General features: G+C 29.2%; 17 protein-coding genes and 1 pseudogene. 17 read left to right on the top strand and 1 reads right to left on the bottom strand.

The genetic code is table 11. The features are described 5' to 3' along the window. The 16 genes and pseudogenes from EUBELI_RS11800 (at position 1) to EUBELI_RS11725 (ending at position 15,750) form a co-directional block, all read left to right on the top strand. Positions 1 to 846 carry a glycosyltransferase family 2 protein gene (locus EUBELI_RS11800; RefSeq protein WP_012740590.1) on the top strand — a complete coding sequence of 282 codons (846 nt, stop codon included), beginning with the start codon at positions 1 to 3 and terminating at the stop codon, positions 844 to 846. A gap of 40 nt (positions 847 to 886) precedes the next feature. Further along, positions 887 to 2,716 carry an HAD family hydrolase gene (locus tag EUBELI_RS11795; RefSeq protein ID WP_012740589.1) on the top strand — a complete coding sequence of 610 codons (1,830 nt, stop codon included), beginning with the start codon at positions 887 to 889 and terminating at the stop codon, positions 2,714 to 2,716. After that, positions 2,707 to 3,810, top strand: a complete 1,104-nt coding sequence (locus tag EUBELI_RS11790; protein ID WP_012740588.1) for an EpsG family protein — start codon at positions 2,707 to 2,709, stop codon at positions 3,808 to 3,810. The genes EUBELI_RS11795 and EUBELI_RS11790 overlap by 10 nt, the downstream gene beginning before the upstream one ends. A gap of 26 nt (positions 3,811 to 3,836) precedes the next feature. Continuing rightward, entirely contained in the window at positions 3,837 to 4,826 is a 990-nt protein-coding gene (locus EUBELI_RS11785) for a glycosyltransferase family 2 protein (protein WP_012740587.1), read from the top strand. A 13-nt stretch (positions 4,827 to 4,839) separates the two neighbouring features. Continuing rightward, complete coding sequence (locus EUBELI_RS11780) at positions 4,840 to 5,928, top strand: polysaccharide pyruvyl transferase family protein (protein WP_049777988.1); 1,089 nt, start codon at positions 4,840 to 4,842, stop codon at positions 5,926 to 5,928. Between the two features lie 38 nt (positions 5,929 to 5,966). Further along, positions 5,967 to 7,076, top strand: coding sequence for a radical SAM protein (locus EUBELI_RS11775; protein ID WP_041688926.1), 1,110 nt, complete (start codon positions 5,967 to 5,969; stop codon positions 7,074 to 7,076). Positions 7,077 to 7,083: 7 nt separating this feature from the next. Then, positions 7,084 to 8,508: a lipopolysaccharide biosynthesis protein gene (locus EUBELI_RS11770; RefSeq protein ID WP_012740584.1), complete on the top strand. Its 1,425-nt coding sequence runs from the start codon at positions 7,084 to 7,086 to the stop codon at positions 8,506 to 8,508. Continuing rightward, complete coding sequence (locus tag EUBELI_RS14555; RefSeq protein WP_012740583.1) at positions 8,501 to 9,349, top strand: SdiA-regulated/phytase-like domain-containing protein; 849 nt, start codon at positions 8,501 to 8,503, stop codon at positions 9,347 to 9,349. Before EUBELI_RS11770 ends, EUBELI_RS14555 begins: the two co-directional genes overlap by 8 nt. Continuing rightward, positions 9,350 to 9,931 (top strand): annotated as a pseudogene (gene wecB / locus EUBELI_RS11765) (non-hydrolyzing UDP-N-acetylglucosamine 2-epimerase); the annotation flags it as partial. 493 nt (positions 9,932 to 10,424) lie between these two features. Further along, positions 10,425 to 10,703, top strand: coding sequence for a hypothetical protein (locus EUBELI_RS11760; RefSeq protein WP_012740580.1), 279 nt, complete (start codon positions 10,425 to 10,427; stop codon positions 10,701 to 10,703). Positions 10,704 to 10,871: 168 nt separating this feature from the next. Beyond that, positions 10,872 to 11,645 carry a hypothetical protein gene (locus EUBELI_RS11750; RefSeq protein WP_012740578.1) on the top strand — a complete coding sequence of 258 codons (774 nt, stop codon included), beginning with the start codon at positions 10,872 to 10,874 and terminating at the stop codon, positions 11,643 to 11,645. 19 nt (positions 11,646 to 11,664) lie between these two features. Next, positions 11,665 to 12,840, top strand: coding sequence for a hypothetical protein (locus EUBELI_RS11745; RefSeq protein WP_041688925.1), 1,176 nt, complete (start codon positions 11,665 to 11,667; stop codon positions 12,838 to 12,840). After that, positions 12,837 to 13,121 carry an STAS-like domain-containing protein gene (locus EUBELI_RS11740; RefSeq protein WP_012740576.1) on the top strand — a complete coding sequence of 95 codons (285 nt, stop codon included), beginning with the start codon at positions 12,837 to 12,839 and terminating at the stop codon, positions 13,119 to 13,121. The genes EUBELI_RS11745 and EUBELI_RS11740 overlap by 4 nt, the downstream gene beginning before the upstream one ends. Before the next feature lie 24 nt (positions 13,122 to 13,145). Continuing rightward, positions 13,146 to 13,616 carry a hypothetical protein gene (locus EUBELI_RS11735; protein WP_012740575.1) on the top strand — a complete coding sequence of 157 codons (471 nt, stop codon included), beginning with the start codon at positions 13,146 to 13,148 and terminating at the stop codon, positions 13,614 to 13,616. A 131-nt stretch (positions 13,617 to 13,747) separates the two neighbouring features. After that, positions 13,748 to 14,323: a hypothetical protein gene (locus EUBELI_RS11730; RefSeq protein ID WP_012740574.1), complete on the top strand. Its 576-nt coding sequence runs from the start codon at positions 13,748 to 13,750 to the stop codon at positions 14,321 to 14,323. Positions 14,324 to 14,730: 407 nt separating this feature from the next. After that, positions 14,731 to 15,750, top strand: coding sequence for an Abi family protein (locus tag EUBELI_RS11725; RefSeq protein ID WP_041688924.1), 1,020 nt, complete (start codon positions 14,731 to 14,733; stop codon positions 15,748 to 15,750). A 303-nt stretch (positions 15,751 to 16,053) separates the two neighbouring features. Here EUBELI_RS11725 and EUBELI_RS11720 read toward each other — a convergent pair whose 3' ends face one another. Further along, the gene (locus EUBELI_RS11720; RefSeq protein ID WP_012740572.1) at positions 16,054 to 17,919 is read right to left on the bottom strand and encodes a DUF4012 domain-containing protein; all 1,866 of its coding nucleotides are present in this window, start codon (positions 17,917 to 17,919) and stop codon (positions 16,054 to 16,056) included. A gap of 242 nt (positions 17,920 to 18,161) precedes the next feature. Here EUBELI_RS11720 and EUBELI_RS14550 point away from each other — a divergent pair, with 242 nt between their 5' ends. Further along, positions 18,162 to 19,358, top strand: coding sequence for a hypothetical protein (locus tag EUBELI_RS14550; protein WP_012740571.1), 1,197 nt, complete (start codon positions 18,162 to 18,164; stop codon positions 19,356 to 19,358). Positions 19,359 to 19,502 lie beyond the last annotated feature (144 nt).

The raw sequence follows: 19,502 nt of genomic DNA, 5'->3' as shown, positions 1-19,502 counted from the left end.
GTGAATATAGATATTATTTGTCCATTATTTAATGCGGAAAAGTATATTGAACCTTTATATCAATCAATTCAGAAACAAAATAATATTGATTTACATGAAATAAAATTTGTTCTTACAAGGTCAAAAGATAATAGTGAAGCAATTTTAAAAAGGATTAATGCTCAGTATGTAGAGATTGAACCTAAAGATTTTTCGCATTCTGCCACAAGGGAGATGATGGCAAAGACATGTAAAGCTGATATAATCGTCTTTATATCTCAGGATATAAAGATTGTAAGAGATGATTGGCTTTATTATCTTACAAAAGATATTGAATTAGGAGAATGTGATGCAGCATATTCTCGGCAGCTTGCAGAAAAAAATAATATTGAAAAATACACTAGAGAAAAGAATTATGGAAATGTCTCTTTTGTTAAAACAAAAGATGATATAGAAAAATTAGGACTTAATACTTTTTTCTTTTCAGATGCTTCATCAGCGATAAAAAGAGATGTATTTGAAAAACTAAATTATTATGACGGAAAGAGATTTGCATCAAATGAGGATCAATATATAGCACATAAGTTAATTATGAATGATTACAGGATTAAGTATTGTGCTGAATCACAAGTATTTCATTCGCATGATTTTAATTTCAAGTCTTTATACAAAAGATATCAGGATACAGGAGAGTTCTATAGAGCCGAGCCATATATGAATACATATGGTACTAATAATGCTGGTGCTGGTATGGCTAAATATATATTGAAAAGAATTATAGAAGATAAAAATTGGAAAGTAGCAGTGGAATATATTCCCAACATGACTGCAAGATTTTTGGGGATGAAATTAAAGAAATTTAAATGATATTATATCAAAAATAAGATATATATCTTAAGGGATAAAAATGAATATAAAAAATAAGTTGAATATTATAAAAAAATATAAATATGTTTCATTTGATGTATTTGATACGCTTGTGTATAGAAATGTAAATAAACCAGAAATGATTTTTTCTTTAGTAGAAAAAGTTGCTAAAGAGAATGGATGGATTTCACCTAAATGTGATTTTGTTAAAGACAGAATAATGGCACAGAAATTAGCATATGAAATAAGTAAGTATCAAGAAATAAATCTGAATGAAATTTATGCGTGTATAAATGATCAATATTTAAATGTAAAGCAACAATTAAAAGAAATGGAATTAAAAATTGAATTAGATAATATAGTTCCAAATAAGGAAATAAAAGAAATATATAACTATTGCATAAATGAAAATAAAAAAATTATAGTTATTAGCGATATGTATTTATCAACTGAAAATATCATGAGTATTTTAATACAATGTGGTTATAAAAATATTAATAATATATTTATTTCCTCTGAGTATAGAGCAAGAAAATCTACGGGAAAGTTATATAAAATTGTTCAAAATGAGTTAGGTGTAAAAAATAAAGATATTATTCATATTGGGGATAATATAAAAAGCGATTTTTTAATGGCTATTAAATCAGGAATAAGGGCGATACATTATAAATGTAATAAAATAAGCAATTTAACTCCCAAACAAAACATATATGATAGAATAGGTTATAATTATTTCCCATATCAAAATAATGAATATTATAAATTAGGATATATATATTTAGGTCCAGTCATGTTTCAGTTTTGTAATTGGTTACAAGATATTAAAGTAAAGAAAAATATTGATAAATTATTTTTTCTTGCGCGAGAGGGATTATTTATTAGAGAATGCTATGAAACATTTATGGGAAAATCAGGGAAAAATATATATCTTTATATTTCGAGAAAACCAGTAAGAGTAGCTGCTGTTAAACCAGATATGTCTGTAAAACAATTGTTAGAGATGACAGAACCTCGAGTGGATGAAACAATTGAGAGGTTTTTTGACAAATGGAATTTAGAAATTAATGCTTATGAGGATGTTTTAAAACGGTATGGAGTTGAGAAAGAAAGTTTAATAAATAATAAAAATGTCACATCGGTTATAGAAAATGTTATGCCTATATTATGGAATAATTCCGAGACAGGGAAAAATATGTTAAAAGATTATTTAAACAAACTAGATTATTTTGATAACAATAGTGCATTAGTTGATATTGGATGGAAAGGATCAATGCAGCACAGTTTAAATAATATATTTCCACAATCAAAAAAAATAGGAATTTATTTTGGGAAAAGAGAAAGCTCTTATCAAGATGAATCATATGGATTTATAACAGATAGGGATAATGAACTTGAAGCAGGAACAATATTATATGAAACAATGTTTATGCCTTATCATGGAACAACTGTAGGGTATAATTATGACAAAGAATCAGATGAAAAAATTATTCCTGTTCTAAAAAAATCGGAATTTGATACAGAGGATTATAAAAAAATAAGGGAAATACAGAAAGGCGCATTATATTATATACAAATATTTTCAAATAATATATTTGCGCCTGATTTATTAGAATCTAATGTTCCTATTGATAGATTTATTCAATTGGCAGTAAATCCAGATTTGAAATGTTTAAAATTATTAGGAAATTTGCCATATTATGATGAATATGTTTCAAAATTAATTTGTGATAATAATATAAAAAATTTTAAAAATGGGTTAGTGAATTCTGGATGGAAAATAGGTTTCTTAAAAAAAACAATTGGTATTAAGCATTTTCCATATTTACAGACATATAAGATGTTAAAGAAAAGAGGTAAGAAATGTCATTAATATATTATTTAGGAGTGTTATTTATTACTTTATTTTTCTGCTATATTTTTAAAATTAACAGAAAACAAATGCAGTTTAAGCTGTCATTTATAAATGGTAAAATTACATATGATAAAAAAATAATATATTTTGTATTAATATTTATTCCGATGTGGGTTTTGATAGCATTTAGAAATATAAGTGTTGGAACGGATACAGGAATTACATATTATAGGATATTTCAACATTCACTGAATGGATCATATCAGATATATGCAGATAATGCAGAAGCGGGATATTTATTATTTAATAATTTAGTAGCGGGTATTACTGATAATTTCTTTGCTATAATATTTATTACAGGAACAATATCATGGCTGATTTTTTATGTATATATAATAAAAAATTCTGAAGATATAGGCATGAGTATTTTAATTTTCTTTTTAAGTTATAATTATTTTCATATGTTTAATGGGATAAGACAGTTTATATCAATTGGAATAGTTCTACTTGCATTTAAATTTATATATTCAAAAAAATTTATTCCATATATTATTTTTATAATGATTGCTTCTACATTTCATATAATGGCATTAGTATATATTCCGTTATATTTTTTGTATAATATAAAATGTGATATAAAGAAGTCCACTGTAATTTTAAGTTTATGTACATTTTTCTTTCCAATATTTTGGAATTTCTTTTCAAAATTTATGAAATCAGAAAAATTATTGTATTATTTAAAAACTCGTAAATATTATCATTCAGTTACTATTAGTTTTGTTGTAATTTCATTTGTCATATTAGGATTAGGATTACTTATACAGTTTATATTCAAATTAAATGACAAGGTTTATTCATTAAATTTATGGATGCAATTATTTAGCCTTATAATCGCTATTAATGCACCGTATATTCCAGAACATAATAGAGTATATTGGCTGTTTAGTATTAATTCAATGATATTTGTTCCTATGATTGCTAATAAAATAAAGAAATATAAAATTATAATTTATACAGCTGTTATAATTGTTTTTACAGCTGATTTTGTAAGATCATATTTCACAGGAATGGATCAAATTCAAAATTATAGTTTTTGGAGTGCCATATTGTAATTAGATTTAAATGGAAGGATATTATAATGGAAATATATATAAAAAATGAAAAATTACCTCTTTTGAGCATAATTGTTCCAGTGTATAATGTGCAAGATTATTTAGAGGAATGTTGTAATTCTATAATAAATCAAAAGTATTTAAATATTGAAATACTTTTGATAGATGATGGTTCGACAGATAATAGTGGAGAAATTTGTGATTATTTCGGAGAGAAATATAGTAATATAAGAGTTTTTCATAGAGAAAACGAAGGACTTGCTGCAACTAGAAATTTTGGAATAGCACAAGCACAGGGACAATATTTAGGGTTTGTAGATAGTGATGATTGGATATATGAAAATATGTATTCAGATATGATGAAAATTGTATTGGAGAAGAATGCACAAATTGTGTGCTGTAATTTTGACTTAGAAATAGATAAGCGTATTATAAAGAGAGGAAAAAATGGGATTGATATCTATAACAAAAATGAAGCTATTGTAAATTTGATGTATCCTCAATTTTATCAATTCTATGCACCTAATAAAATATTCAAAAAAGAATTGTTTCAAAATGTAGAATTTCCTATAGGTAAGCATTTTGAGGATATTATTACAATTTATAAAGTATTTTTAAAGTCTGAAAAGGTATATTTTATTTGGCAAAGTGGATATGTTTATAGGCAAAGAAAAGATTCAATTACTAATGCAATATTTAATTCTAAATCAGCAGAGGTTTTAGATGCCATAGGTTTTGTTATGAATGATAGCAAAAGAAGATTTCCAAACAATATAAATGATATTATGGTAGGATATATAAGATATTATATAAGTTTTTTAGATAAAGCAATAATTGGGAATAGTAAAGAACTAAGAATATATCAAATGACAATACAGGATGTGATAAAAAAATATAAAAAGGCAATTATAATAAATAAAAAACTGTCTTTTGCAAGAAAAATACAGTTTTTAGTATGTGGATATTTTGCTAAATTATATGAATTACTTGCTAAAATTAAAAATTTTTTAAATTAAAAAGGAGATGTATATGTTTATTAACAGTTTGTTAGATTTAATTCCTTATTCTATAAAAATTCCATTTCATTTGATTGTTGATTATTGGCATTCCCTTTCTGATGAAGAATTAAAAAAACTCAAAAGTATTAAAAAAAATAAAAGATTTATAATAATGGGGGTACCAGAGCATGGTAATATGGGAGATCAAGCAATTGTTTATGCAGAAGAAGCATTTATAAAGAAGTATTTTGATTGTGATGTTATAGAGATAAGTAAAAATTCATATAGGGGGAATAAAAGAAAAATAAAAAAATATATAAACAAAGAGGATGTTATCATCATTACTGGAGGAGGCTCGATTGGTTCATTATGGAAAAATGAACATAATCATATAGTTAACATAATAAAATCATTTTCCGAAAATCAAATGATTATTTTTCCTCAAACTATTTTTTTTAAGGAATGCGAAGAAAGAGAGATTGATAAATTTAAAAAAATATTAATGAAGAATAAAAATTTAATTATGTGTTTAAGAGAAATGAATTCTTATAATTTTGCTATAAACAGGAAATTATTGCCAGAAAATAAGTTGTTATTAGTTCCTGATATAGTATTGTTCTTAAATTTTACAAATAATCTGGGACGAAAATATAATCAAAAATCATGCTTAGTTATAGAGAGAAATGATAAAGAAAAAACAGCTGAAATAGAAAAAATAGAGGAAAAATTAGAGTGTACATATAAAGTTAATAAAAGTGACACTGTAATAAGGCATTTGCGAGTAACAAAAGAAAATAGAGAAAAAGAGTTATTAAAATTGATAGAACTTATTTCACACTCAGGATTTGTAGTTACAGATAGATTACATGGTATGATTATGAGTATTATCTCTGGTACTCCATGTATAGCACTTGATAATTCAAGTAAAAAGGTTAGTGGAGTATATGAGTTTATTAAAGATATTTCTACTGTTAAACTTATAAAGGATAAAAATGAAATATCGGAGATTAATTTTAAGAAAATGATAGAAGAACCGCGTGTGTATAATAATACAAATATTATAAAATATTATGATAATTTAGCACAAGCTATTATGAATGGTATGCTAAATAAAAATTAATAATTAAATTTTAGCAGAAAGGAATATGTATTTAGGCTATGAAAAGATTCATTAATTGTTTAATTCCAGTCACAGCATGTAATTTGAAATGTGAGTATTGTTATGTTCCTCATATAAGTGGAAGAAAAACAAATAAAATGCCACTATTTAAATATGATGCTAAATATATTAGAAAAGCATTATCAAAAGACAGATTAGGTGGCGTATGTTTATTTAATTTTTGTGGAGAGGGAGAAACATTATTACCTCATGAAGTTATAGATATATTGAAAGAGATTCTAACAGAAGGGCATTATGTGGAATTGGTTACTAATATGACATTATCAAATAGAATTAATGAAATATTACAGTTTGATGACGATATATTGTCAAAGTTAGAATTTAAGTGTTCATTTCATTATGCGGAATTGATCAGAAGTGGATTATTGAATACCTATATAGAAAATGTAAAAAGAGTGATAAAGAGTAAGGCGTCTGTTACCATTGAGATGGTGCCTGATGATTCATTGATAGGTCAAATCCCGCAAATAAAAGAATTGTGTATTAAAAATTTTGGAGCATTATGTCATATTACAATTCCTCGCGATGAAAGAACTTCAAAAATGAAAAAATTAACATCTTTAAGTGATAAAGATTTTTATAATGTATGGAATAAAGAATTTGATTCAAATATGTTTAGATTTAAATATTCTACATTTAATATAAAGCGAAAAGAATTTTGTTATGCAGGAGATTGGGCATTGTTTTTAAATTTAGCAACAGGAGAAGCAAAACAGTGTTATAAATCTTTTTATTCTCAGAACATTTACAGAGATTTATCAAAGCCTATAGTTTTTAAACCGATAGGTCATATGTGTTTATCTCCGCATTGTTTTAATTCTCATGCATTAATGACGCTAGGACTTATACCGGAAATAGACACACCGAATTATGAATCTATGAGAAATAGAGTAATGGTTAATGGTGATCAATGGATAAAAAAGGATATGAAAGAAATTATGTCACAAAAATTATCTGATGATAATAAAGAACTAAGTAATATAAAGAAAAATTTTATATCAATAAAAAATATTATTGAAGCACCTTATGGAGCAATAAAACAAGTAGGGAAAAAATATCAAAAAAGAATAAAAGATAAATTAAGGTAGGCAAAGTATGTATGAAAAAAAAATGATACGGACAAAGGAATTGGGCAAAAATACATTGATAATTACTATAGGAAGGATATCAACGCAATTTATAACTTTTTTATTATTGCCTCTTTATACAGCACTCTTATCTACAGAAGAATATGGATCAGTAGATTTAGTGACAACAATAGTACAATTGCTTGTTCCCATAGTGTCTATAATGATTGATCAAGGCGTGTTTAGATATCTATTAACATGTCAAAAAGAATCACAAAAAAAGAGTATCATATCAAATGCTTTTTTTATTTTATTTTTTTTGAATTTGTGTTTTTTATTGCTTTATATTTTTTTAATACCAGTTAATAAGTTACAATATAAAGTATGGATTTTGCTTATTTTAACAATTACAACATTTAGTAATTTATTTTTACAAATTTCAAGGGGATTGAAAAAAACGATTGAATATACCGTTGGAAGTTTTATATGCTCATTTATAACTATTATATTAAATGTGTTATGTATCGCATTTATTAAAATGGGTGCAGTTGGAATGTTAATATCAACATTTATAGGAAATTTGTTTTGTTGTTTATTTATTTTTGTAAAGCTTAGAATATATAGGTACATATCAATATTTAGTATAAGTAAGATTGTTATAATTGAGGAAATAAAATATTCTATGCCTTTGGTTCCTAATCAACTATCGATATGGGTTATGAACAGTTCGGATAGATTAGTTGTAGCATATTATGTTGGGGCTGCTGCTAATGGAGTGCTTGCTGTTTCACATAAATTTCCGACTGTTTTTATGACATTATTTAACATATTTTTATTAGCATGGCATGAAACAGGAGCAGTTCATTATTTCGATGAGGATAGAGATTCTTTTTTTACTAAAACAATAGAACAAATTATAACGATTTTCTCAACAATATGTGTTGGAATGATAGTTGTGTTGCCAATTATATTTGATTGGTTTATAAATAAGTCATTTAGCGAGGCATATTATAATATTCCAATATATTTAATTGCATCATTGTTTAATGTTATTGTTGGATTATTAGGAGTAGTATATGTTGCTACTAAAAAAACATTTGAAATAGCAAAAACAACTATGATTTCAGCGGCAATAAATATAATAGTTAATATTGTTCTAATTCCATATATTGGATTATATGCGGCTTCTTTATCTACATTTGTAGGATATTTGGTCGCAATGATATATAGAATTATTGATACTAGAAAATATTTGTGTATTAAGTACAATATAAAAAAGTATTTAATACTATTGTTAGGAATCATTACGAGTACAATAATATATTATATTAATAAAAAGATAATAACTATATTATTTATACCGTTTTACGCAATTTATGCTATTTGGCTTAATAGGGATTTTATTTGTCTTATCAAAAATTGTTTAATAAAAAGGAAGGAAAAATATGAGTAAAAAAAAATGTATTATATTAATACAGGGTATATTTATAATAATATTAATATTGACCGCAGTAATGATTAGGCATAGTAATAAGCCAATTAAGCCAGAAAAAAGAGTTACAGAGCAGACTACAAGATTAAACGAAACAAATAAAATTAAATTTGAGGAATTTGAACAAAACGATTTTACATGTACTGGGTTGACATATGATAAATGTGATGATTCTTTTTGGATAGCTGATCATGGTAATAATAATAATGATCAGCAATTACATCCAAGATTAATTGAAGTTAATAAAGATTTTACACAGACTCTAAATATCATAGAAGTAGATCAAATAAAAGATGATGAATTTGATTTACAAGGGATAGCATATGATATATGTAATGATTCATTATGGATGGCAACTGGGAAATTTGTAATTGAAATAAATAAGACAGGAAAAATACTTTCAAAAATTTCAATGGGAAATTATTCAAAGTATAAATCAAATGGTATAGCTGTTGATAAAGATAATATCTGGGTATTATGTTATAATAAATTTCTATTAAAGTTGAATAAATATGGTGATATAGAGGAAAAATACAAATTTAATTATAAAGATCAGGATCACATTTATTTAATAAACAATAATTTATATGTAACAATTGGGGCGGATTACTTAGGAGATAATAATTTTGTCTTTAAATACAATTTAAAAAGTGGAATTATAAGTTGTGAATATCAATTAGAAGATTCACATGCAATAGAGGGGATTGTTATTTTGGATGATACATTATATATTGCAAATGACGGTAAGTTTCATCATGATATTTTTAATTGTAGTTATATTAATATTTATAGTTTAAAGTAGCATACAGTCAGTGAAGAATATACTCATCCAGAATTAGACTGGGTTGGAGATGGAAAGCTTATATTTATTACTGCTCACAGAAGGGAAAATTTAGGAGAGCCTATGCATCATATGTTCAGGGCTATTCGGAGAGTGCTTGATGAACATCCAGAATGTAAGGCGGTATATCCTATTCATATGAATCCAGTAGTTCAAAAAGCAGCAGATGAAGAACTGGGGGATTGCAGCCAGATACATATTATTGATCCTATAGAAGTATTTGATTGTCATAATTTCGAAGCAAGGTGCCATCTTTGTCTTACAGATTCAGGCGGAATACAGGAAGAATGCCCATCATATGGCAAGCCTGTACTGGTTATGCGTGATACAACAGAACGCCCGGAAGGTGTTGCAGCCGGTACATTAAGACTGGTTGGAACAGACGAGGAGACAATATATCGTAATTTTAAGAAACTTCTGGAGAATCATGAAGCTTATGACGCTATGTCTCATGCGTGCAATCCATATGGTGACGGCAACGCCTGCAAGAGGATAGCAGATGTGCTTGAGTATGGGGAGTGTGAAGCCTGGGTGGCGGAGTGAGCTGTAAATGGATTATGTTGAGAATGTGGCGGTATTTGATTACAGCAATGCATTTGCAGAAGAAGCAAACAGTTATTTTTGAGATTACTATAGTTCTCCATAATAATCCCCTTGCTGACATCACATTGATATGATATTGTAATTACAGTTGGAATTAAAGTTAATAGTCGGATTACTATTTTACATAGAAAGGGCGGAGACTATGTTAAAGAGAAGGTTAATCCGATGTATGAAATTTATACTTAGTAAAGAAATGTTGCAGTTTCTATTAACTATAAGTATTGTATTTTTATTGTTTTTTAATTTGGAAAGCATATCTGGAAATAAGAGGATATTTACAATTAAGATATAAAATATTGCAAATAACTAATAAAGTAACTTTGCAATAAATACTAATCACAATTAAAATAACCTAATAATTTGTTAAATGTTTAAATATAAACGACAATAATGAAACATATATACATAAAAAGAATGCGAAAAGGAGATTCCAGTGAGGAAAAATAATAAAAATACTTTGTTATATAAAATATTGTTTGACAAAGATTTTCCGGGATTTATTGCAGCTAGTATAGTGTTATTTATTGCATATAACTTTATGGAAATTGATACTGTAGATATATCTTTATTTTTGTCTGTTTTTACATTATTTGTCTGTAATATTGCAAGTGGATTGATATATAATTTATATTCTAACAATAAAGAAGATTCAATAAAGTTGTCTATGGATTATGTGGAATTTGCAAAAGATATAAGGAAGAACTATTGTTAACTTATAATAGAAATGTGAAATTTCTAATAACTGTTTTGGTTAAAAGAAAATTAAAAGATAAACCATTTGATATTATTATGAATCATAAGAATGCTGCTAATGTGTATAGTCTTCCAAAACAGATAGAAAATCAATCAGAATGGTTATTAAACGCTCACAGGTGTTCGTATGATTATGACAGTAGGACTTGATAATTTAACACATAAGGATAATAAGATAATATTAACATATTCTAATACGACATATTGGGATTTGTTAAGAACTAACAGAGCTATGGATTATGAATGGGAGAATAGAAAGACAAATAGGAATGTATATGAGCCGGGTCCATTCATCAGTCCGTTGGAATTTTCGTTAATGGTTAATCATATTGGTTTTAATGGGTTTATTGAATTCCACGAAATAGGAATTCTTTTTGTTGGAAGAAGTAATAAAATGTCTGTTGGCAAGAAAACATGGGGAACAAGTATATCAGCCAAATTAAGTCCGAAATATGATTATAAAAAGGGAGAACATTTTACACTTGATGGATTTTACGATTCTATAGCTGAAAGTATTAATAGGGAATTGAAGTATTTCAGAGTTAATGGACAGCCAATTAATGTCACAGCAAAGCAGATAAATGGAAGCATATTTGCTTTCTATAGAGATTTAGTTGAAGGTGGTAAAACACAATTTTTATTATATCATAAATTTGGAAATGAAAAATTGGATGTTAAATTTAATAAGGATGGTTATGAAAGCAGCCTGAAGCAAGATAAAAGTTCTGCTATGATAGATGGTACAAAGTACGCATTTCTTACGATAGACCAGTTGAAACAGGCTTATATTACACAAGATGAAATGTTTATTTCGGGGCTGAAAAAGAAATACAAGATGACTCCGTCGGCAGTGGCTTCGGTGGTTTTGTTGCTTGAGGCTATGGGGAAGGGGAAAAGCTGAAATCAGAGGGATGAGGGAAATGAAAAATGATGAACTTTTAATATTAGAGAATCCATTTACATGTAGAGATAGGTATTATAAGCGTAGGATTAGATTGAGTACATGTAATGATAACGGAAGAAAATTGAAATGTTTTTTAATAGAGTATCATAAGAATGTTATTACAGGGACTGGAATGAGAGATATAATTCATCTTTTACATTATACAGTTGTCAAGTACAGTGCCCTTAAGTATCCTATAATGCTGGATATTGGTGAGACATCTTTTAACGATAAGCTGGTATATATTGTGTTGGAATGTGTAATTCATATTGTTATGGAGAAATATCATAGGAAAGTATATATTTGTTATAAAGTTACAGATAGTATATGGACAGAAGGATTTAAATATTCGTGTTTAAATAATGTCAATGATGGTTTTGATATATTCGAAAAGAAATTCAAGTATGATTTAGATAGAAAACATTTCAGGAAAGTGTTTACATATCAGGATTATTGTGATAAAAAATGTTTATCTAAATTAATGACAGATATAAGGTGTTTTCTAAAGAATAATTGTATTAATGAGAGCAGTGTTGATGAATTGACAGAAGTTTTGATAGAGTTAGTAGGAAATTCTGGTGAACATGCGAAAACAGATTGTCTCATAGATTTAGATTTAACTGATGATACATATAAAAGCACAGCGGATGATTTAGATAATTATTATGGTTTGAATGCATGTGTTGTTAATTTTTCAAAGGAATTGTTCTATGTTCCACTGATGAATAAAATGAAGTCATCACAAGAAGTCAATGAAAGACATATCTGGGTAAAAAAAGCTAAGAATAATCATGAAAGGTATTTCTCAGATAAATATTCTGAAAAAGATTTTTATACCATATCCAGTTTTCAGGATAAAATATCTGGAAGCATACAAAAGAATAAGACTGGTGGCAGAGGTTTAACCAGTCTGATATCTTCATTAGGAGAAAAAGCATCAGATCAGTTATGTTATATGGCATCGGGTAACAGAGCTTTATTTTTTTATGCGGATCATATGAGATTTAACAAAGAGGAATTTATAGGATTCAATAAGAATAATGATTATATTAATTCAATTCCAGAAGATGGTGTTATAAGAGATGTAGATGTGTATCTCCCAGGAACTATGTATAATTTAAGTTATGTAATAAAGAAGGAGAGTATTGAATGATGGATAATTCAATAGTACTTGAGTTTGATAAATCAATTCCTAATTTAGCGGGATATGAATATGGAGTTTCTATATATGAAGAACAGATAAAAGGCAAATTAGATATTAGCAAGAATTTTGAAATTGAATTTCCTGACTATATAGAGATGATAGCATCATCCTTTGTTCAAGGACTTTTCTCTGATATAGTTAATCAGATAGGATTAGCAAATACTGAAAGCCGTCTTACAATTAAGGCTGCTACACTGGATATAGCTGAATCAATTAAACGGAAGTTGTAATTATGGAAGAGGGTGACATATGATATGAGTATCAGTGCTATATGTACTGTTGCTGGCGCTGTGGTTGGTGCTTTTACATTATTAGGCAATATAATTTTGTTCAAAAAAACATATGAACAGACGGAAAGAATTAATCATAGCAATTCTATGGCAAAATACTATAATGTGATATTTGATGATTTTTTAATATATAAGATTCCGGAAGCAAGAAGATATATAAGGTTCGAAGACGAAAGAATGAAAGATTTTAGTAAATTAGTAGATGAACTTGATGCTATGCTAAGAAGTGCCTTATATTTTAAGTACACTAATCGAGATTTTTATAAAGAACTAAAAAGTAAGATTAATGAATTGGAAAGTTATCTAGCTGAGTGTGGAAATAACCGTAACTATGAACAGGATGAACAAGCGGAAGAATTTAAGATTATTAATGAAAAAATAGAGGCAATTTATAAATGTGTTAATGATGCATATGAGGGAAATACTAAGAAATAAAATTCTTAAACGGAATAATTACATTATATGATTTTCCAGCAGCGAGAATATCGTGTTACTCGGCGGACCTTGTACTGCGCCAGTACAAGCAGCTGGCAGGCAAAAGTGAGTTAGGAAAGACTGGGGAATCGATGAGTACTTCGTTGAACAATTTGCTGAATGGTTCTTCAAAGCCATCATATAAGGATATGAGGCCGGTTCATACTATTATTTTTTTTGAGAACAGTAGCAGCAGTCTTATCAGTGAGTTGAATAAGGAGTTATATTTTCATGTAGGAAATACGAAGTTCAATACTGGGATTGAGATAGACCTTTTGCAGGATTATGTATTGATAAGTCTTGAAACATTTAGGAAATACCGATATGCTGATGTCAAGAAAGGGCGTACTGAGATACGGGAATGTGACTATGACAGTACACAGTATAAGGACAAAGCTGTGACGGAGAAGATGAAGCTTGACCGTCTGAAGTACCTGTCGTTATTCGTAGCTGAAACTCCACAGGAGATAGAGCAGCTTATCGGGATATTTCCTGACCTTGAAGGAGTACATCGTGATATTAGTGAGTATATGGAAAGACCAGAGGAGGTGCTCAGTATGTTTTCAGAAGAGTTGAAGAAGAGAAGTGAAGCATCTGATAAACTGAGTGCAGAGAAAGACGTTGAGATAGCAAGGCTAAAGAGACAGTTGAAAGAACAGAATAAGTAGTTAATATAGATGCAGTTATCATAGGGATGTGATAACTGCATTTTACATAGAAACGTTCGCGACATAAAATCAACGGACTCATAGCAAGAACTTGATAAATCAAAGTCAATATGATACTATAATAACAGTTTAAATCGAAATTAGCAGTTGGATTAGTCATGAATTTTTAATAGAAATCTATTAATTAGAACAGGATGATTGATTCAATGTTATGGATATTATTATTTAAAAGTAGGAAATTATTAAAATTTAATAAATATATATAGAAGATGAGAGGACACAAGAAGTAGCCTCTCTAAGTTGGAAAGTAAAATCTATAATTTTTATATTCTTGAACATTTACTGTATGTAATATATGAATTACATTATTGGCGATTAATTTAATGAAATGGTACAAGGAGCACATTATGAGTGAGGAAAAAGTTTTTTTGACATATAATCAACAGTTGAAAAAATTGAGAAATAATAAGAAAATTACTTGTAATAATAGTACTAAAGATAAAGAAATTCTTGTTAGAATGGGATATTTTAATATTGTTAATGGTTATAAATATCCGTTTATCTGCGGAATAGATAATACTGGAAAACATATTTATTTACCTAATACTGATTTGGCAAATATTTATGAATTAAAAAAATTTGATGAGAAGTTAAGGAGTTTTTTACTTAGATATATTACACAGATTGAAGAAGAAGTTAGGACATTAACAGGGTATAAATTTGATCAGTGTAATGATAATGGAAAAATACCTTGGTATGATGCGAATGCATATTCGGAAAAGGCAAGGTTACAAAATAAAATAAGTGCAATTTCTTCAGCATATAGTGAATTAAGTAAAAGCCAGTTGGATTATGTAAAGTTTTACATGAATCAACACACATCAATTCCGACATGGATAATGATAAAGGTTATAAATTTTTCAACATTTATTGATGTGTTGAACAATAGTAAAATGATTGTTAAACATAGTTTATGTGAATTATATGGTATGATTGATGAAAAAGGGTATCCAGATGTTAAATTATTAATTGGAAGTTTACATTGGCTTAGAAAAGTTAGAAACTCGTGTGCTCATAATGAAAGGATTTATTGCATTACAGAAACAAAAGACAAAAGTAAAAAAGGAAGAATAAAAGAAAAATATTTTAAACAATTAAGAGCATCTTACTCAAAAGATACTGAGAAGAAATTGATGGATTTATTAATTTATTTTAAATATTATTTACCCGCTTCAGAATTTAAAAATATGATGAAGGAATTTATAGAGATGCTGAGTGCCATAAAAAAAGAAGTATCGCAAAATGCATTTGATAATATTCGTGGGCAAATGGGAATAAAAGACATTGATGATTTAAAGATATTGGTTGAGTTAAAAAAAGAAAAAATTAATTACAATACATTTGATAGAAAAGTTGAAAATAAATAAAAATAAATTTTAAAATTTATTGTAATTAAATAACAGATATGTTAGTATACTACTACAGAGATAACCATATTGATTTTGGTTGAAAGGCACTCGCATTATTTATTGCGGGTGTCTTTTATTTTATAAAGAATATTTACAATTTACAGTTTGCAGGATTATGTAGCGCTTATGATAAATATGAGGGCAAGTATTATTATGTGAGTTTAAAAATGTCTCCAATAATTGAAAAATAGCATTAGCATCAAATAAATAATTAAAGGCGGTTCAATTTCATAACATTGAGCCGCCATAATTAGTTTAATTTTACCTATACTCCTGCAGAGTAGGGGTAGTGTTGACGCCAAGCGGGGTTGTCACACCGGCAGCAGTTGTTACTTTGTAAGTAATTGTCAGCTGTGAGCCAGGGGCTATACCGATACCAAACATATAAGCTACTTGATGATCATGGTATTCATTCATATACATTTTTCCACCATTACTTGCCTTAAAGTCGGATATTGTTCCGCCAGCTGGAGCAAATATATGTGCGTAACCGCTTATGCGGCCGCCGTAGTTGCCGATAATGTATGTACTGCCGTTAGTAATGTCTTCGTTAGTAATGACATTGCCATATGTGGCAGTTACCTCGTAAGTACGGGTACCATCGTCGTTAATTACTGGCTCGCTTACTTCAGTGTTAATATCAAGGAACCAGCCGAGTTTACACGGGTCAGTGAAGTTAAAATATACACCTGTTTCAGGGTTTTCAGGATCGAAATTAAGAGTTCCTGAGTAACCAGCGTTACGGACGAGTTCCTGTTCGTTTTCATCTTTCATCCACATCATTACTGTACGCTTCTTTGCGCCATCGGCTAATATCTTATAATAATCACTAACTTTCTTGATATCGAAATTATCTACAAGCTTAGCCATGGCTGTTTTAGCCGTCTCAGAAAACAAATCATCAACATAATTATTGCTTTCGTTCATAGTGCTTGCATGAGAAGCATCAAGATATTTATAATACATATCGTACTGCAAAACCTTAGTAGCATTTTCACTTGTGAGTTCTGTTCCATCTGACAATGTAATATCACCTACAATGCCGAGTAAATCCTGAATAATAGTAGGTGTAAGCGAAACTACTCCGTCAACACTTTCGTTGTTTCGTTCTTCATAGGCAACAGCCCATATATATCCGGTTCTTTCAAAGTCAGGATCAAAACATGCATCTCGAGGATTATATATCCATGCACCAAACAATTCATATTCTAAATCGGTTATCTGTGAGTTCGCAGATGTATGCTGGGCAAGAACTTTAGGTTCGCTTTGGAAATCACCAATTGTTAATACTCCATCTCTTATGCGGATTGTTCCTATAGAACCAGGGAAACCACCGGATGCCCTGAGTTCAGAAGAATTCTGCGCAGTCAGAAGGTATGTTCTGTCACTTCCGTCTCCGACAAATATCTGGAAGAGTGGCAGAAATTCTTTGGCATCATCATAAGATGTTGTCATAGAAACAAGCTGATCAGCATATTCAGAAATCATGCTGTTTAATCCCATTGGCAGATTGATATTTTTCATGGTTTCTGATATTTCATCTATTTTAGGTTCAATATCTTCAAGTAAAGCTATATATGCATTAATTGTTGATATGCTGAACCCATCGTCAACTTTAAGTCCTGACATAGGATAATCACTCAATACCTGAATTGCTGGTCTTACTATTTCTGAAGAAGCATCATTTACAGCATTAAGTAACTGTTTCACAGAGGTCATATATCCTTTAGTTGCAGGAAATTTAGCTGCAAATTTCCATATACCGCCATCCATGGTCTGGTTGAGTTTTGTTACCGACTCATCAAGCATATCGCATGCTGAAAGTGCAGCCTCCGGGTTCTGTGCCTGTACTGCTGACATAACATTTTTAAGATTACCTTTAAGTTCATATGCCTGCTGTTTTACATTATTAACTTCTTTCTTTGCAACATTAATTCCTATTGCACCAGTTATTCCTAAAGCAACAAAAATGCAGGCAATAACTATCAATGCAATCCGGAGTTTATGACTTTTTTTATGTCTTTTGTGAGAGTGATGGCTATGGTGATGTTCATGGTGGACATGATACTCATTTTCATACGCAAAGCTCTCATCAGTATCTTTAGAATCAGAGAATAATTCTTCCATTAGTTCCTCCTTGTAAATTTGCTATTTAAATATTGTGTATAAATCACAATGTCTCAGTATAACAGATATTTATTTGGTTTACAATAAAATACCGTTCGCGACATAAAATCAACCGATTACGACATAAAACCGACAGATTACGACATGTATATTTACAACAGCATATATGTATGATACTGTGAGTATACAAATGTGCATGTTTATTAATTCAGAGGAGGTAGAACACTAGTGTCGTATATTTTATGGAGATTAAAGAAAATAAGAATTATTATGATGCAGCAATGCATCAGATTAATGGGGATTCATTGTGTTTAAGTACATATCAGTATCTTAAGAAGAATGAGGAGTGGGCTGGAAGGTATGAGGATTTTCTAAAGGGAAAGAAATCACTTCCTTTATTGTATGATCCATTTTTTAAGAAGATATTCAATCCAACGGAGCGAAGGGACAGACTGTCGGAGCTGGTGAGCTGTCTGTTAGGGCAGAAGGTTACTGTGCTTGAGGTGTTTCCAAATGAGGATTCACAATTTCTTGGTGTGATGATTATTATGGACATGGTTGTGCTGATGGCTGACGGAAGTATCGCCAATATAGAAATCCAGAAGATTTCGTATGACTTTCCGGCAGAGAGAATATCATGTTATTCGGCAGATCTTGTACTTCGCCAGTATAAAATGATTACAGGCAAGAATCAGGTGGGAAAGCATGAGCTATCAATGAATGGTTCTTCAAAACCGTCATATAAGGATATGAGGAAAGTTCATACGATTATTCTTTTTGAAGACAGTAATAAAAGCCTTATCAGTGATATGGACAAGGCACTGTATTTTCATGTTGGAAAGACGAAATTTAATACAGGAATAAAGATAGAACTTTTGCAGGATTTTGTTCTGGTAAGCCTTGACACATTCAGAAAATACCGATATTCTGATATTAAAGAAGGGCGTACAGAAATAACGGATTACGATTATGACAGTAGTCAGTATAATGATGCATTAGTATCTGAGAAAATGAAAAGAGACAGATTAAAATTCTTGTCATTATTCGTAGCCGAGACACCGCAGGAGATAGACAAACTTGTAGAGACATTTCCTGATCTGGAATCAGTACGCCAGGATATTAATGAGTATTTGGAAAGACCTGGGGAGGTGCTCAGTATGTTTTCGGAAGCGTTGAGAATATTGGATAGGAATACTGCAGAGTTGATGGTCGACAGAATGAAGGATGAGATTGTGGATCTGAGGGAGCAGAATGATGAACTTACAGGGAGAATTGATGAACTGGAAGAGCAGACATATGGGTTGAAGGCTGAAAAGGAAGAATTGACAGTTCATACAGATAAATTGGAAGCGGAAAACAATGCTTTAAAAGTCTCATCTGACCAGAAAGATGCTGAAATAGCAAGATTAAAGAAACTATTGGAAGAACAAAATAAGTAGTTATTGCAGATGCAGTTATCACAGTAGAGTGGTAGCTGCATCTTTATATATACTTTGACAGGAGATTATTATAAGGGTATTAGTAGATTATTAGGCATAAAGTAAATGTATTAAAGAATAGAAATTATGATGTGATTATAAAAT

This window comes from [Eubacterium] eligens ATCC 27750, assembly GCF_000146185.1.
Taxonomy (GTDB): Bacteria; Bacillota; Clostridia; order Lachnospirales; family Lachnospiraceae; genus Lachnospira; species Lachnospira eligens.
The sequence above is the reverse complement of the archived record's forward strand: the minus strand, read 5'-3'. Positions and strand labels throughout refer to the sequence as shown.